This is a genomic window from Nocardiopsis sp. iso_186 (assembly GCF_056173365.1).
Map to the genome: position 1 here is coordinate 3,731,720 of NZ_CM149670.1, position 16,201 is coordinate 3,747,920.

General features: G+C 69.3%; 13 protein-coding genes, 1 pseudogene and 1 riboswitch. Of the genes and pseudogenes, 5 read left to right on the top strand and 9 right to left on the bottom strand.

All coding sequences use genetic code 11. The features are described from left to right. Positions 1–2 precede the first annotated feature (2 nt). Positions 3–129, bottom strand: a riboswitch (SAM riboswitch). Positions 130–485: 356 nt separating this feature from the next. From AC0VYP_RS16375 to AC0VYP_RS16395, 5 genes are all read left to right on the top strand, one after another. Continuing rightward, a complete protein-coding gene (locus AC0VYP_RS16375; RefSeq protein WP_285756889.1) occupies positions 486–860 on the top strand; it encodes a DUF3870 domain-containing protein in 375 nt (124 codons plus the stop codon). Continuing rightward, entirely contained in the window at positions 841–2,133 is a 1,293-nt protein-coding gene (locus AC0VYP_RS16380; protein ID WP_432707398.1) for a CaiB/BaiF CoA transferase family protein, read from the top strand. The genes AC0VYP_RS16375 and AC0VYP_RS16380 overlap by 20 nt, the downstream gene beginning before the upstream one ends. After that, on the top strand, positions 2,130–3,320 hold the full coding sequence (locus tag AC0VYP_RS16385; protein WP_475470557.1) for an acyl-CoA dehydrogenase family protein: 1,191 nt from the start codon (positions 2,130–2,132) through the stop codon (positions 3,318–3,320). The genes AC0VYP_RS16380 and AC0VYP_RS16385 overlap by 4 nt, the downstream gene beginning before the upstream one ends. Positions 3,321–3,405: 85 nt before the next feature. Beyond that, positions 3,406–3,870 carry a nitroreductase/quinone reductase family protein gene (locus tag AC0VYP_RS16390; RefSeq protein WP_475470559.1) on the top strand — a complete coding sequence of 155 codons (465 nt, stop codon included), beginning with the start codon at positions 3,406–3,408 and terminating at the stop codon, positions 3,868–3,870. Positions 3,871–4,279: 409 nt separating this feature from the next. Beyond that, positions 4,280–4,894, top strand: coding sequence for a phosphatase PAP2 family protein (locus AC0VYP_RS16395; protein ID WP_285756893.1), 615 nt, complete (start codon positions 4,280–4,282; stop codon positions 4,892–4,894). A gap of 71 nt (positions 4,895–4,965) precedes the next feature. Here the strand turns inward: AC0VYP_RS16395 and metK are convergent, their stop codons facing one another. The 9 genes and pseudogenes from metK to carB form a co-directional block, all read right to left on the bottom strand. After that, on the bottom strand, positions 4,966–6,159 hold the full coding sequence (gene metK / locus AC0VYP_RS16400; RefSeq protein WP_475470561.1) for a methionine adenosyltransferase: 1,194 nt from the start codon (positions 6,157–6,159) through the stop codon (positions 4,966–4,968). A 260-nt stretch (positions 6,160–6,419) separates the two neighbouring features. Beyond that, entirely contained in the window at positions 6,420–7,646 is a 1,227-nt protein-coding gene (gene coaBC, locus AC0VYP_RS16405; RefSeq protein WP_285756895.1) for a bifunctional phosphopantothenoylcysteine decarboxylase/phosphopantothenate--cysteine ligase CoaBC, read from the bottom strand. 143 nt (positions 7,647–7,789) lie between these two features. Next, positions 7,790–8,065 carry a DNA-directed RNA polymerase subunit omega gene (gene rpoZ, locus AC0VYP_RS16410; RefSeq protein WP_475470563.1) on the bottom strand — a complete coding sequence of 92 codons (276 nt, stop codon included), beginning with the start codon at positions 8,063–8,065 and terminating at the stop codon, positions 7,790–7,792. 154 nt (positions 8,066–8,219) lie between these two features. Continuing rightward, a pseudogene (gmk, locus tag AC0VYP_RS16415) lies at positions 8,220–8,810 on the bottom strand (guanylate kinase). A 268-nt stretch (positions 8,811–9,078) separates the two neighbouring features. Beyond that, a complete protein-coding gene (mihF, locus tag AC0VYP_RS16420) occupies positions 9,079–9,399 on the bottom strand; it encodes an integration host factor, actinobacterial type (protein WP_285756898.1) in 321 nt (106 codons plus the stop codon). A 308-nt stretch (positions 9,400–9,707) separates the two neighbouring features. Further along, the gene (gene pyrF / locus AC0VYP_RS16425) at positions 9,708–10,409 is read right to left on the bottom strand and encodes an orotidine-5'-phosphate decarboxylase (RefSeq protein WP_285756899.1); all 702 of its coding nucleotides are present in this window, start codon (positions 10,407–10,409) and stop codon (positions 9,708–9,710) included. Positions 10,410–10,732: 323 nt separating this feature from the next. Beyond that, the gene (locus AC0VYP_RS16430; protein WP_285756900.1) at positions 10,733–11,713 is read right to left on the bottom strand and encodes a dihydroorotate dehydrogenase; all 981 of its coding nucleotides are present in this window, start codon (positions 11,711–11,713) and stop codon (positions 10,733–10,735) included. Between the two features lie 143 nt (positions 11,714–11,856). Beyond that, entirely contained in the window at positions 11,857–12,750 is an 894-nt protein-coding gene (locus AC0VYP_RS16435; protein ID WP_475470565.1) for a dihydroorotate dehydrogenase electron transfer subunit, read from the bottom strand. A 133-nt stretch (positions 12,751–12,883) separates the two neighbouring features. Next, positions 12,884–16,186 carry a carbamoyl-phosphate synthase large subunit gene (gene carB, locus AC0VYP_RS16440; RefSeq protein WP_475470567.1) on the bottom strand — a complete coding sequence of 1,101 codons (3,303 nt, stop codon included), beginning with the start codon at positions 16,184–16,186 and terminating at the stop codon, positions 12,884–12,886. Between the last annotated feature and the right edge of the window lie 15 nt (positions 16,187–16,201).

Sequence of the window (16,201 nt, forward strand, 5' to 3'; positions counted from 1 at the left end):
GGGGTCCGCGCTTGCCTGACACGTTGACGTTCTCGGCCGTGTCTCGACCTGGTCCTCACCCGGGGCACCCCACCGCGGAAGGAGGGTTGCCGGCCAGCGAGCCGGGGCTTTGCGCTGGCGCTCATGACCTGCCAAGGACTATAACCCACGAATCCACCCCGCTCGCGGGAACCCCCCGTGTGACCTGACGCACCCCGACAGGGGACGGCCCGCCGGCCGGTCACTAGAGTGGGGGAATGGGTCTCGGGCACGACCTCGCGCAGCGCCGGGCGGACACCGCCCCGTGGCGCCACGGCCCGTCCGGGATTGCTGCCCTGCGCCACGCGGACGACGCCCCCGAGTGGTCCGGCAACCGGTGCATCGGCCATAATTGGCCGCATCTGCCCCTCCCGCCGAGGGCGGTCCGAATTCTGGCCGTCCTGCCCAGGCGCGAGAATCCAGTCCCCCGGATTCCTCGCATGCCCTGATGGAGGGACACCCACGCCATGCATGACAGCGAACGCCTGCACCGCCTGGCCGACCCCGACGTGGTCCTCGTCTCCGGCTACGCACGGCTCCCCGATGCCGTGGCCGGCCACTCCCAGTACGAACGCCTCGGCGTCGTCCTCGCCGTGAACCTCGGCGACGGTCGAATCGTCGCCGCCGACACCACCCTGCTCACCGACCTCGCCAAGGAATTCTTCCGGGTCCTGGTCGAAGGGCTGTCGGTCTACGACGACATCACAGAAATCGCCAACCGTGTGCAGACCCGCTACGCGGGGCAGTCCGGTGGCGCACTGGCCACTGCGCTGCGACGCTGCCTGGAGACCTGCCTGCAGTTGCGCGCGGCCCACCGCACCGTTGACGCGAGGGAGAAGTGAACCGTTGACCACCACCGACCGACAACCGCACCGGCCACTGGCCGGAATCCGGGTCGCCGACCTGTCCCGGGTACTGGCCGGCCCCTACGCCACGATGCTGCTGGCCGACATGGGGGCCGACGTGGTCAAGATCGAGCATCCCGAACACGGTGACGACACCCGTTCGTGGGGACCGCCTTGGGCCGGTGACCAGGCGGCCTACTACCTCTCCCTGAACCGGGGCAAGCGCAGCCTCGCCATCGACCTGAAAGACCCCGAAGGGCTGGCCGCGGTACGTGAGCTCTGCGCGGGGGCCGACGTGGTCGTACAGAACTTCCGTCCCGGTGTGATCGAGCGCCTCGGCCTGGGATACGAGCAGGTCAAAAAACTCAACCCCGGGGTCGTGTACTGCTCCATCAGCGGCTTCAGTTCCGGGCACAGTCCAGCGGGACGCGCGGGCTTCGACGTGATCGTGCAGGGCGAGAGCGGTCTGATGAGCACCACCGGCACTCCCGGGGGAAGCCCCACCAAGATCGGCATCCCCATCAGCGACGTGTTCACCGGTCTCAACGCCGCCGCGGCCATCTGCGGTGCGCTCACCGGGCGCGAACGCACCGGCACGGGCACCCACGTGGAGGTGTCGTTGATCAACTCCGCGCTGTCGAGCCTGGTCAACGTCGCCCAGCGTGGGCTGGTGACCGGAGCCGAACCGGAACGGTTCGGCCAGGCCCACTCGACGATCGTGCCCTACCAGGTGTTTCCCACCGCCGACGCCGAGATGATCGTTGCCGCCGGCAACGACTCGTTGTACCGGCGACTGTGCACGGCGGTGGGACGCGCCGAGCTGGCCGACGACCCCCGGTTCGCCACCAATCCCGACCGGGTCGCCAACCGGGAAGTACTGGTGGCCGAGCTCACCGCCGCCCTGTCCGCCAAGGGCGCGGAGGAATGGCTGCCGATCCTGACGGCGGCGGGTGTTCCGGTGGGCAAGGTCCGAGGGGTGCTGGAGGCGATCCGCGCCGCCGACGCCTCGGGCGACGCCGCCACGATCACGGTTGACCACCCCACTCTGGGCGACCTCGAACTGGTGCGGGCCGGCTTCCGCTTCGACTCCCCCACCCCCGAAGCAGACGCAGCCGTACTCCCGCCCCCGCTACTGGGCCAGCACTCCACCGCTGTCCTGGAGGGCCTCGGACTGACCGACGAGCAGATCGCCGGGCTCGTAGCGCGCGGGGTGGTCAACCAGAACGGACAGACCCGATCCACGACTCGACGAGGAGCCGATCACCGATGAGCACATCCGCCAAGGTCCCAGCCCCCGACCCACTCGACTTCCTGGCCGTGGACGCCTCCCTGAGCACCGAGGAGGCCGACATCCGCGACGCGGTGCGCGCCTTCGCCGAGCGCGAACTCCTCCCCGACGTCGCGGACTGGTTCGAGGCCGGCACGCTGCCCAACCCGCGCGAACTCGCCAAGCAGGTCGGTGAACTGGGCCTGTTCGGCATGCACCTCACGGGCTACGGCTGTGCCGGAACCAGCGCCGTGGCCTACGGTCTGGCCTGCCGTGAGCTGGAGGCGGTCAACTCGGGTCTGCGCAGTTTCGTGTCGGTCCAGGGGTCGCTGGCAATGGCCGCGATCCACCGGTACGGCTCCGAGGAACAGAAGACGGAGTGGCTGCCGCGGTTGGCCGCGGGCGACGCCATCGGCTGCTTCGGCCTGACCGAACCCGACTCCGGCAGCGATCCCGGATCGATGCGCACCCGCGCCCGCAGGGACGGCACGGACTGGGTGCTGGACGGCACCAAGATGTGGATCACCAACGGTTCCGTCGCCGACGTGGCCGTGGTGTGGGCGACCACCGACGAGGGGGTGCGCGGGTTCGCGGTCCCCACGGACACGCCGGGGTTCGGCGCCAACGTCATCCACCGCAAACTCTCGCTGCGCGCCTCGATCACCGCCGAACTGGTCCTGGACGGGGTGCGGCTCCCCGAAACGGCACGGCTGCCGCTGGCCGAGGGGCTGGGGGCCCCGCTGTCGTGCCTGAACGAGGCACGGTACGGGATCGTTTGGGGCGTGGCGGGTGCGGCGCGCGCCTGCTACGCGGCCGCTCGCGACTACGCGCTGACCCGCGAGCAGTTCGGCGGCCCCATCGCCGGCTTCCAGCTGACCCAGCGCAAACTGGCCGACATGGTGGTGGACGTCAACCAGGCGTCGCTGACCGCGCTGCACCTGGGCCGTCTCAAGGACGCCGGGGCCTGCCACCACAACCAGGTGAGCTTCGGCAAGCTCGCCAATGTGGCCGCCGCTCAGCGCGTGGCCGCCGCTGCCCGCTCGGTGCACGGTGCCAACGGCATCACCCTGGAGTACCCGGTACTGCGCCACATGCTCAATCTGGAGACGGTGGCCACCTACGAGGGCACCGAGGAGATCCATGCACTGAGCGTCGGCCAGGCCGTGACGGGGATCTCCGCTTTCCGCTGACCCCGGGTACGCCGTGTCCCCGGTCCGCCCGGGGACACGGCGTGCACCACAATGGAGGGGCGAGCGCCACGTGTAGGGAGATGCGATGGAGAACGGTACGAAGCGGTTCGAGATGACGCGACTGAGGCGCACCGCCGACGCCGTCGTAGGAGGGTTCCTCAAGTACGGCTTCGGTCCCCGCGACACCCACCTGCTGACCACCCGGGGCGTCAAATCCGGCTTTCTGCGGACCACCCCGGTCAGCCTCGTGGACAACCCCGAGGGCCGCTTCCTGGTGGCCCCCTACGGCGTGGTGGGCTGGGTACGCAACATCCGCAAGAGCGGTTACGCGACGCTGCGCCGCGGCGGGTGGATCGAACTGATCAGCGTGGTCGAGGTCGGTGCCGAACGCGCCGCCCCGGTCCTGCGCGAGTACGTCAACCACCCCCGCGCCGCCGTGGTGGGAGGCTACTTCCGGGCCTGCGCGGACGCACCGGTCGAGCGGTTCGTGGAGGAGGCCGCCGAACACCCCGTGTTCGAGATCGTCCGCAGCACCACGATCCGGATCTGACCAGCGTTTGGCTTGTGTCCTGCCGGTACAGCGCGCGGCCGGGCCCACCGGGACCCCCGACGCGGGTTCCCGGTGGGCCCGGGGCGGACGGACGGGGCCCAGCTGGAGCGACCTCGGGGACTTCGGCACGACCGTTCCACCGATGACGTCTCGTACGTGGCCCTGATCGAATCCCCTCGGCGCAGGATGGCCAGCGTCCGATGCCGGATCGGCGCGGGGGCAGGGGGCGCGATGCCGGATCGAACCGGCTCTCCTGGGAAAGGCGGCGCTGCTCGGTCCGAACGGCCGGGACAGGTTCCGGTAGGCGCTCCCCTTTCGTGGCATGGCGCGTTGGGCGCCCACCGGTGGGAGCGGTCGGGGACAATGGCCCTCGGGCCCGCGAGCGTTCGTGGGGGCCATCACCGTTCAGATGACCGCAGAGACCGCCGGAGCGACCGTGATCCGCAGGATGCCGGAACCGCGCGGGGCCCGGCTCGTGACCGACGGCCTCGACCCCAAGACCTGGCTCGTCGCGGCAAGCGTGCTGGTGGGCTGGGGCACCAGCGGCCTCGTAGGCGTGGGCTGGGCGCTGGCCGCCCTGTGCTTCGCCGGGGTGCTGCCCGTTCTGCTGATCAAACTGCGGGTGCGCAGCGGCGCGTGGAGCGACCGCCACCTCGGGGTCCGGCGGCAGCGGCTGATGGCCATGGCGATGATCGTGGCCTCGGTGACGTGCGGCGCGGCTCTCATGGCCGCGCTGGGCGCCCCAGTACCGATGGTCGCCCTGCTCGTGGCCATCGGTGCGGTTCTGACCCTGCTCGGGGCGATCACGTTCGTCTGGAAGATCTCCGTGCACACGGCGGCGTCATCGGGCAGTGTCGTGATGCTCGTACTGGTCTACGGGGTCTGGGCACTGCTGGCCGCGCCGCTCGTGGTACTGGTCGGCTGGTCGCGCGTGGCCCTGCGCGACCACACAGCGGCCCAGACCGTCGCGGGGGCGGTCGTGGGCAGCACTGCGGCGTGGGTCGTTTTCTCCCTCGTCTTCTGACCGGGACCGTGCACGTCGTCGGCCGCGCCCCGTTCGGGGCGCGGCCGACGACGAACGGCTTCCGGGACCGGTCAGGCGCCCGCGGCGGCCTTGAGGGCCTCGGCGCGGTCGGTGCGCTCCCAGGTGAACTCGGGGAGCTCGCGCCCGAAGTGACCGTAGGCGGCGGTCTTGGAGTAGATCGGGCGGAGCAGGTCGAGGTCGCGGATGATCGCGGCCGGACGGAGGTCGAAGACCTCCTGGACGGCCTTCTCGATGGCCTCCGGTGCCACCTGCTCGGTGCCGAAGGTCTCCAGGAAGATGCCCACGGGCTGGGCCTTGCCGATCGCATAGGCGACCTGGACCTCGACGCGATCGGCCAGGCCGGAGGCGACGATGTTCTTGGCGACCCAGCGGGTGGCGTAGGCGGCGGAACGGTTGACCTTGGACGGGTCCTTGCCGGAGAAAGCTCCGCCACCATGACGGGCGTAACCGCCGTAGGTGTTGACGATGATCTTGCGGCCGGTCAGACCGGCGTCGCCCATCGGGCCGCCGATCTCGAAGCGGCCGGTGGGGTTGACCAGCAGCCGGTAGTCGTCGGATTCGAGGCCGTAGCTGGCCACGACCGGCGCGATCACGTGCTCCTTGATGTCGGGGGTCAGCAGCTCGCGCAGGTCGATGTCGGGAGCGTGCTGGCTGGAGACCACCACGGTGTCCAGACGGACCGGGGTCGTGCCGTCGTACTCGATGGTGACCTGGGTTTTGCCGTCGGGGCGCAGGTAGGGGACGGTTCCGTCGCGGCGCACCGCGGACAACCGCTGCGCCAAGGCGTGCGCGAGCTTGATCGGCAGCGGGAGCAGCTCGGGCGTCTCGTTGTTGGCGTAGCCGAACATGAGGCCCTGGTCGCCGGCGCCCTGCTTGTCGAGGTCGTCGGTGCCCTGGTTCTCGCGCGCCTCATAGGCGGTGTCGACACCCTGGGCGATGTCGGGTGACTGGGCACCGATGGACACCGAGACCCCGCAGGAAGCGCCGTCGAAGCCCTTCGCGGAGGAATCGTAGCCGATCTCCAGGATCTTCTCGCGGATGATGCTGGGGATGTTGACGTAGGTGGACGTAGTCACCTCTCCGGCGACGTGCACCTGCCCGGTGGTGATCAGGGTCTCCACCGCGACCCGGCTCTTGGGGTCTTCAGTGAGCATCGAGTCGAGGATCGCGTCACTGATCTGGTCGGCCATCTTGTCGGGGTGGCCTTCGGTGACCGACTCGGAGGTGAAAAGGCGACGGGACACGTTGAGGGACTCCTTGCAGCGGCTGCTGGCTGACAGTTGTCGCGCCGGCCGGGAGAACAGGGGGGAGGCCGCCCGTTAATTTCCGACCAGCGTGGTTGGTTTATGGTCCCACTGTAGTGGGCGCCTGGCGGCAACCGCGAGGGTACACCCCGGGCGTCCCCCGCAGGGTCCCCTGGAATCATCGGTTTCTCCCCGCACACAACGGCGCTGGGCAGGGCTTACGTAGCCTACTTGGTAACCGGTCACCCGCAAATGCGGCGCTACCGGCCGCTACCAGTATCCCCGGGAATGCGCGTGGCGACCAGATCCCAAACCTGATCGGCCACGTCCTCCTTGGGGCCGCGTTCGATCTCCACCGAGGCACCCTCTGCGGTCAGCACGACGGCCTGGTTGTCAGCGGTGCCGAACGCCCGACCGTCGCCGACCTGGTTGACCACCAGCAGGTCGCAGCCTTTTCTGGCGAGTTTGGCGCGACCGTTGTCGAGCACGTTGTCGGTCTCGGCAGCGAAACCGACCACGATCTGGCCGGGCCGGGCACGCTCGCGACTGACCTCGGCGAGGATGTCGGGGTTCTCCACCAGGGCGATCGGGGCCGGCGTGGTCCCAGCCGTTTTCTTGATCTTGCTGGCGGTCACCGTGTCGGGCCGGAAGTCGGCCACCGCGGCGGCCATCACCACCACATCAGCCGTGGCGGCACCCTCCAGCACGGCTTCGCGCAGTTCACGAGCCGAAGTGACCCTGCGCACGTCCACCCCCGCGGGGTCGGGCAACTCGACGTTGGCAGAGAGCAGGGTCACGGATGCTCCTCTGGCGGCCGCGGTGGCGGCCAGCGCGTATCCCTGCCTGCCCGACGAGCGGTTGCCCAGGAAGCGGACCGGGTCGATCGCCTCACGGGTCCCCCCGGCGGAGACGACGACGCGCACTCCGGCGAGGTCGGCGGTTCCCGCCCCCCTCGCCAGAACTCTGCGGGCGACCGCGAAGAGCGCAGCGGGATCGGGCAGACGTCCCCGACCGGTGTCGGCTCCGGTGAGCCGACCCACTGCCGGGTCGAGCACGACGGCCCCGCGGGAGCGCAGGGTGGCGACGTTGGCCTGGGTGGCCGGGTGCTCCCACATCTCCGTGTGCATGGCGGGTGCGAAGACGACCGGACAACGGGCGGTGAGCAAGGTGTTGGTGAGGAGATCGTCGGCGAGTCCGTGCGCGGCCTTGGCCAACAGATTGGCGGTGGCCGGGGCGACGAACACGAGATCGGCCCCCTGGCCGATACGCACGTGCGGAACTTCGTGGACGGTGTCGAAGACCCCTGTCGCCACTGGCTGCCCGGACAGCGCCGCCCAGGTGGGCTCCCCGACGAAGCGCAGGGCCTCGTCGGTGGGGACCACTCGGACGCGGTGGCCGGACTCGGTCAGGCGGCGGAGGAGCTCGCAGACCTTGTAGGCGGCGATCCCCCCGCCAACACCGAGGACGACCTCAGGTTCGGCTGACATACGCGGCTCGTCTCCGTCTCCCGTGCGGGTCAAGCCGCTACCGTCGCGGCCCGCGGCCCGCGTGGGCGCGGTCCGCGCCCACGACGGTAGCGAAGCCGGCCCACCTCGTTCCGCCCGACCCCTGCGGGGCGCGGGCAGGACTGTCAGCGGTCGTGCGGGTTGTCAACCGGCTCGGAGGTCAGCAGGCGCTCCCGGACCTCGCGCAGCGCGATGGACAGGGACTTCTCCTGGACCTGGGTCTCGACGAGCGGGCCCACGTACTCGAGCAGGCCCTCGCCCAACTGGGCGTAGTAGGCGTTGATCTGGCGGGCGCGCTTGGACGCCATCGTGACCAGGCTGTACTTGCTGTTGACGACCTCAAGGAGCTCGTCGATCGGCGGGTTGGTGATGCCTTCGGCGACGGGCGGTGTACCGGCCAAGGTGCGTACCCCTAGGTGGTCAGCCGGCCCCGACAGATGCAGGGCCGTGGGATGTGAGGATGCGGACGGGATCGGGACGGCGGCGGGCCGCTCGAACGCCGTGGCGCCGGCGGAGAAACCCCCCGCTGCCCGGGCACCGCGAAGCCTGCCTGGGCTACGGCGCGACTACCAAAGTTAGCAGCTCATCGCAGACGTCGTGTACCGACGTGTTGACCAGGGTTGTGTCGAACTCCTTCTCGGCCGCGAGTTCGACCCGGGCGGTGTCGAGTCAACGCTGCACGACCTCGGGGGACTCCGTTCCCCTCCCGGTGAGCCTGCGCACCAGTTCCTCCCAGGAGGGCGGGGCGAGAAAGACCAGGAATGCGTCGGACATGTTGCCGCGGACCTGCCGGGCCCCCTGGAGCTCGATTTCGAGGAGGACCGGCTGCCCCGCCTCCAACCGCTGCACGACGGGGGCGCGCGGCGTGCCGTAGCGGTTGCCGGCGAACTCGGCCCACTCAAGCAGCTCGCCGGAAGCGATGAGCCGCTCGAACTCCGCGCTGTCGACGAAGTGGTACTCGACACCGTCGGTCTCTCCGGGGCGAGGCGTACGGGTGGTGACGGAGACCGACAGCCACACCTCGGGGTGACGGCGGCGGAGTTCCTTGACCACCGTGCTCTTGCCGACTCCGGACGGACCGGAGAGGACCGTGAGCCGCCTCGGCTGACTGGGCCGACTGGCGCGGGTTCCGGGCTCGACAGGCACTGGCTCTCAGACTCTCAACCCCCGCGACACGCGGGTTCGACGGTGGTGGCGGCGCAAGGGTGAGATCGAGGCGCGACATGTGCCGCGCGCAATCGTCCGGCCCGGCTCCACGGAAGGGCTGTCGAGTCGTCAACAGCAGCGGGCGGCCCTGTGGCGTGGGTCTTTTATACCAGCTGAAAGCAGGTCGGCCTGCCGACGCGCTGGACGCGTCGGCAGGCCGACCGTGTGACGACGCTGGCGCGCTAGGCACGCCGGGGCCGCACCTGAACTACTCGGTTCCGCCGAACTCGCTTTCCAGCGCGGCGCGCTGGTTGGCGCCCAGGCCGCGGACGCGCCGCGACTCGGCGATGTTGAGGCGCTCCATGATCTGCTTGGCACGGACTTTGCCGACGCCGGGGAGCGACTCAAGCAGTGCGGAGACCTTCATCTTGCCGATGACGTCATCGGTCTGACCGCCCTTAAGGACGTCGGTCAGGGAGATGCCACCGTGCTTGAGACGGTTCTTGACCTCCGCGCGCTCTTTTCTGGCCTTGGCGGCCTTCTCAAGAGCCGCAGCGCGCTGTTCAGGTGTGAGGGGAGGAAGGGCCACGCCGGGTCACCTCGGTTTTCTCTAGTTTTTGGAGGGCGGACGCCTGCGCAAGTTAGTAGGTTCCAGGCCCCTTCGGCAACGCAAAGTGGCTTTTCAAGCGCTATTTCATCCAACTAACTACGTTGAGTGATGCAACGAATGCGGAGAGGAGCGAAAATCGGGACTTTGGTCCTGACTAGCCGCCCGAGCTGGAACGAAGCCCCAGCCCACCGATTTGAGTGACCTTAACCACAGCAGGCACCTCCAGCGCAATTTCGGACGAACATATCCAAGGACCACTAAAGACCCAAAAGGATCTCGGCGGCGCTTTACGCAGACGTCGCCTCGGCCCGACGGATCGCCGAAGCGATGGACGCCGCCGCTGCACCGGGATCCGCGGCGTTGGTGATCGGGCGGCCGATCACCAACAGGTCGGATCCCGCTGCAAGGGCTTCCTCCGGAGTGGCAACCCGGGCCTGGTCCCCACGGTCGGAGCCTGCCGGGCGCACCCCAGGAGTGATCATCGTGATGTCGGGACCGACCTCGGCCCGCAGCGAGGCCACCTCGTGGGCCGAACAGACGAGAGCACGTGCCCCCGCACCGACGGCCAGTGCGGCGAGGCGGCGCGCCGCATCCGAGGTGGACCCGCGCAGGCCGATCTGCTCCAGAGCCGAGTCGTCCAGCGAGGTGAGCACCGTGACGGCCGCGATCTTCGTGTCCGGGGCCGCCTCGACCGCAGCTTTGATCATGTCGGCGCCGCCGGCGGCGTGCACGGTCAGGATCGAGGGCTTGAGCCGCGCCACTGCGCGGGCCGCTCCGGCGACCGTTGCCGGGATGTCGTGCAGTTTGAGGTCCAGGAAGAGCGCGACCTTGCTGGCCCCGCGCATCGTGGTGATGACCTCGGGCCCGTAGCGCAGGTAGAGCTCCAGTCCCACCTTCAGCGTGCTGACATGTGGTGCGACCGCGGATGCCCAGCGGGCGGCGGTCTCAATGTCGGGTGCGTCGATGGCGACGGCGATAGGCGCTGCCACGATCGTTCTCCTTCGTGTCAGGAATGGTTGGGCCGGATGGACCGCCCCGGGTGGGGCGGGTCGTCACCGGGAGCGGACGGGCCCGCTCCCGATCCCCGGTTTCGTCAATGGTCAAGCGCTGGGACACCATGTCACGCGTGGCGCGATTCGGACACGCGGCGATCATGCCCAGGAAACCGGTGGTCACGCACCGATTCAGGTCTCTGGTCGAGGACGATTGCCCTGGAGGCCACAAGAAGGCACCCAGGGCGCCTCCTGCGGCCCCGGAAGGCGACATCGGTAGAACTCGGTGACTTTGCGGATTTGATCCGGCACGGGCCGTCTCAGCGCCCTTCGCCACGAGGGCGTCCGCGATGGTCATCGTCGTGCCGGGGCCCCGGCGGACGATGCGCGGCACCCACGAGATCGGCTGCCCGCCCCACACCGCGATCCACCAACGCCTGCTCGAATTCCCGGAGAATCCGCACGCAGGCCGAGGGGTCGTTGAAGATCACCGTACCTACCGCCACCGCGCTGGCTCCGGCGAGGACGAATTCCAAAGCGTCGGAACCCGTACGCACGCCACCCATCCCGATCAGGGGCACCTTCGGCAGCGCGGCGTGCACCTCGTAGACGCAGGCGATCGCGATCGGGCGGATCGCCGGCCCCGAAAGCCCGCCGACTCCCCCGGCAACCGCCGGACGCATTGTGACGGGGTCGATGGCCATCCCCCGGACCGTGTTGACCATGGACAGGCCGTCCGCACCGGCGGCCACGCATTCCTGTGCCAGGGCCACCAGATCGGGGACATCGGGGGAAAGCTTGGCGAAGACCGGGATGTCCGAACGCGTTTTCGCACGCACCGCGTTCACGACCCGGGCGGCCGCACCCGCGTCGTGGGCGAAGTGCCGTCCCCGCTCCGCCAGGTTGGGACTGGAGAGGTTGACCTCGATCATGGTGACCCCGGAGGCGTCCGAGAGTCTGCGGGCCAGCTCGGCGTACTCCTGTGGGGAACCCCCCGCCACCGAGACGACTGCCCTCCCGCCCCGGGAGAGCAGCCAGGGAAGGTCCCGTTGCAGGAAGACTTCGATGCCCGGCCCCTGGAAACCGACCGCGCTGAGCATCCCGCTCGGCGTCTCGGCCACCCGGGGCGCCGGGCGCCCGGCCCTGGGCTCCACCATCACCGACTTGGTGACGAGCGCGCCGATCCGCGCGATGTCGAAGAACTGTGCCAGCTCTCGACCGGAACCGGCACAGCCGGCCGCCGTCATGATGGGGTTGGCCAGCTCGATGTCGCCCAACCGGACCCGAAGGTCGGGGGTCATGCCGCGTCCACCTCTCGTGTTCGCACTGCCGTTGCCGGGCGTGGGCCGCGCTCCGTCCGGGGCCGCCGGCTCCGGGACGCCCGCAACGGGCGGCAGGGCCGTCCCCTGCCACCAGGCCGCCCCGGGAGGAGCGCTCGACGCGCTCACCCGGCCTCGCGAGCGGGATAGTCGTCGTCGGTGCGCGCCTTCCATCCCGGAGCGCCGAGCGCGTCGAAGGGAATGGTCCCGACATCGTCGAAACGGATCCGTTCCCCCCGAAAGACCGGACCGTCCACGCAGGAGCGCACCATGCGGGTGATGCCGTCCCCGCCCACCACCGGGACGACACAGCTCATGCAGACCCCGGTGCCGCACGCCATCGTCTCCTCGACCAGCGCCTGCACCGGTATGTCGTGGTGCAACCCCAACGCGGTGACCTCGCGCAGCATCGGCATCGGCCCGCAGGTGTAGACGACATCGGAGCGAGCGTCCTCGATGACCTGGCCGAGTGCGTCGGTGACCCTGCCCCGCACACCGAAGGAGCCGTCCTCGGTGGTGAACGTCGCGGTCTCCGCCAGCCGGCGTGCCGCCATCGCGCCGAGCACCTTGTCCGACGAGGCCGCGCCGAGGACGAAGTCCACCCGGCAACCGCGACGGCGCAGGGCCTGGGCGAGGGGGAACAGCGGTGCGCTGCCGTACCCGCCGCCCACCAGCACGCAGTTCACGGGGTCCCTGGGCAGTGGGAACGGCTTTCCCAGTGGACCGATGATGTCGAGAAGATCACGGGAGCGGCGCTCGGCGAGCCACGCGGTGCCCTTGCCCCGGACCGCGAACAGGAACTCCACCGTCCCGCCGTAGTCGGGTTTGACGTCATGGACGGCGAACGCCCTGCGCAGCAACATGCTGGACTGCTCCCCGCCGACCGCGATCGCGATGAACTGCCCCGAGCGGAACCGTTCGGCGACTCCCGGGGCCACGACCGTGATGGCGTGATAGGAGTCCACCCGTCGCACGGTCAGCACCGGGCTGCTCATCTGCACCGGCCGGAAGTCACTCACCCCTGGGACCCTCATTCCTCTGACGTTCGGTCCCCATTGTCCTGCAAACCGAACGCGGCCGTTGAACACGCGACGGCCTTGCGGGTGTGTGGGCCGGGGTGACCGCCCCGGCCCACACACGCGCCATCGGACGCTACTGCGCCGAGGCGCGCAGCGTCTCGGCGTGCTCCTGAAGGGAGTGGACCGTGATCTGTCCACCGATCAGCGCCTCAATGCCCTGCACGGCCGCGGCGAGTCCCTGAACCGTGGTCACACTGGGCACCCCGCGCATGACGGCGGCGGTACGGATCTCGTAGCCGTCCAGACGCGGGCCGGACTGGCCGGCACTGCCGAACGGGGTGTTGATGATGAGATCGACCTCGCCGTCATGGATCAGCTGGACGATGGTGCGCTCGCCGTCGGCGCCGGTACCCGAACTGTGCTTGCGCACGACGGCGGCCTGGACGCCGTTGCGGCGCAGCGCGAGCGCGGTTCCCTCGGTGGCGAGGATCTCGAAGCCGAGGTCGGCCAGCCGCTTGATCGGGAAGATCATGCTGCGCTTGTCACGGTTGGCGACCGAGACGAAGACCTTCCCGGAGACGGGGAGCGTGCCGTGCGAGCCGAGCTGGGACTTGGCGTAGGCGGCGCCGAAGTTCACGTCCAGCCCCATGACCTCGCCCGTGGAACGCATCTCCGGGCCGAGCACCGTGTCCACGCCCTGGCCCTGGTTGTCCATGAAGCGATTGAAGGGCAGCACGGCTTCCTTGACCGCGACGGGCGCGTCCAGGGGGAGGGTGCCGCCGTCGCCCTCGGCGGGCAGGATGCCCTCGGCGCGCAGCTCACGGATGGTGGTGCCCATCATGACGCGCGCCGCCGCCTTGGCCAGCGGAACGGCCGTCGCCTTGGACACGAAGGGCACGGTACGCGAGGCGCGCGGGTTTGCCTCAAGGACGTAGAGCACGCCCGACGCCAGCGCATACTGCACGTTGAGCAGGCCGCGGACGCCCGTTCCGCGGGCGATGCCCTCGGTGGAGTAGCGGATGCGCTCGATGTCCTCGTTGCCCAGGGTGATCGCCGGCAGCGCGCACGCGGAGTCACCGGAGTGGATGCCGGCCTCCTCGATGTGCTCCATGATCCCGCCCAGGAACAGGTCGGTTCCGTCGTAGAGGGCGTCCACGTCGATCTCGATGGCGTCGTCGAGGAAGCGGTCAACCAATACCGGGTGCTCGGTGGAGACCTCGGTGTTGCGCTCGATGTAGTCGGCGAGCATCGCCTCGTTGTAGACGATCTCCATTCCGCGCCCGCCGAGCACGTAGGAGGGGCGCACCAGGACGGGGTAGCCGATCTCGTCGGCGATGGCCTTCGCCTCGTCGAAGGACTGGGCCATGCCGTGCTTGGGCGCGGGGAGCCCGGCCTCGGCGAGCACCCTGCCGAACTCGCCGCGGTCCTCTGCAAGGTCGATCGCCTCGGGGCTGGTGCCCACGATGGGCACTCCGGCCTCCTTGAGCTTGCGCGCCAGCCCGAGTGGAGTCTGGCCGCCCAGCTGCACGATGACTCCTGCCACCTGGCCGGTCAGCTGCTCGGCGCGCACGACCTCCAGGACGTCTTCCAGGGTCAGCGGCTCGAAGTAGAGCCGGTCGCTGGTGTCGTAGTCGGTGGAGACGGTCTCGGGGTTGCAGTTGACCATGACGGTCTCGTAACCGGCCTCCGACAGCGCGAAGGAGGCGTGCACGCAGCTGTAGTCGAACTCGACGCCCTGGCCGATGCGGTTGGGGCCGGAGCCCAGGATGATCACCTTGGGCCGAACGCCTTCGGGAACCTCGGTCTCCTCGTCGTAGCTGGAGTAGAGGTAGGGCGTCTGCGCGGCGAACTCGGCGGCGCAGGTGTTGACGGTCAGGTAGACCGGGTGCACGTCCAGGGCATGACGCAGCTCGCGTACGACCTCCTCGCTCTTGCCGGTGATCTCACCGATCTGGCGGTCGGAGAAGCCGAGTCGTTTGGCGGAGCGCAGCAGGTCCGTCTCGAGCTTGGGCGCGGCCGCCAACTCGCGGGCCTTCTCCTCCAACAGCAGCAGCTGGTCCAGGAACCAGGGGTCGATCCGGGTGGCCTCGTAGAGCTCCTCCACGGTTGCCCCCGCGCGAAACGCCTGCTGGACCTGGCGCAGCCGGTGCTCGGTGGGAGTCGCCGCCGAGCGCAACAGGTCGGCCTTCTCCCCGGGGTCGCCGTCCCAGGTCAACCCCACGCCCTTCTTCTCCAGGGAACGCATGGCCTTCTGCAACGCCTCGGGGAAGGAGCGGCCGATCGCCATGGCCTCGCCCACCGATTTCATGGTGGTGGTCAGGCCGGGGTCGGCTCCGGGGAACTTCTCGAAGGCGAAACGCGGAACCTTGACGACCACGTAGTCCAGGGTGGGCTCGAAGCTGGCCGGGGTCTTCTCGGTGATGTCGTTGGGAATCTCGTCGAGGCTGTAGCCGATGGCGAGCTTGGCCGCGATCTTGGCGATGGGGAAACCGGTCGCCTTGGAGGCCAGTGCCGAGGAGCGCGAGACCCGCGGGTTCATCTCGATCACGATGATCCGGCCGGTATCGGGGTGGACCGCGAACTGGATGTTGCAACCACCGGTGTCCACGCCGACCTCGCGGATGACATCGATACCGATGTTGCGCAGGCGCTGGTACTCGCGGTCGGTGAGCGTCATGGCGGGCGCCACCGTGATCGAGTCGCCGGTGTGCACACCCATCGGGTCGAGGTTCTCGATGGAGCACACGACGACCACGTTGTCGTGGACGTCGCGCATGAGCTCCAGCTCGTACTCCTTCCAGCCGAGGATGGACTCCTCCAGGAGGACCTCGGTGGTGGGAGAGAGCGCGAGTCCCTGACCGGCGATCCGACGCAGGTCCGCTTCGTTGTGGGCGAAGCCCGAACCGGAGCCGCCCATGGTGAAGGAAGGACGCACCACGACCGGGTATCCGAGCTCTTCCGCGCCCGCCAGGCACTCCTCGATGGTGTGGCAGATGTGCGATCGCGCCGACTCCCCGCCGATCTTGGCGACGATGCCCTTGAAGACGTCGCGGTCCTCGCCGGACTGGATCGCGTCGATGTTGGCGCCGATGAGCTCGACGTCGTACTGCGCCAACACGCCCGACTCGTGCAGTGCGACCGCGGTGTTGAGCGCGGTCTGACCGCCCAGAGTGGGCAGCAGCGCGTCGGGGCGCTCCTTGGCGATGATCTTCTCGACCATTTCGGGAGTGATCGGCTCGACGTAGGTGGCGTCGGCGAACTCGGGGTCGGTCATGATGGTGGCCGGGTTGGAGTTGACGAGGATGACCCGGAGGCCCTCGTCCTTGAGCACCCGGCACGCCTGGGTGCCCGAGTAGTCGAACTCACACGCCTGGCCGATGACGATCGGCCCGGAGCCGATCACGAGTACGGATGACAGGTCTTTGCGACGCGGCATTGCTTGTATTCCCCA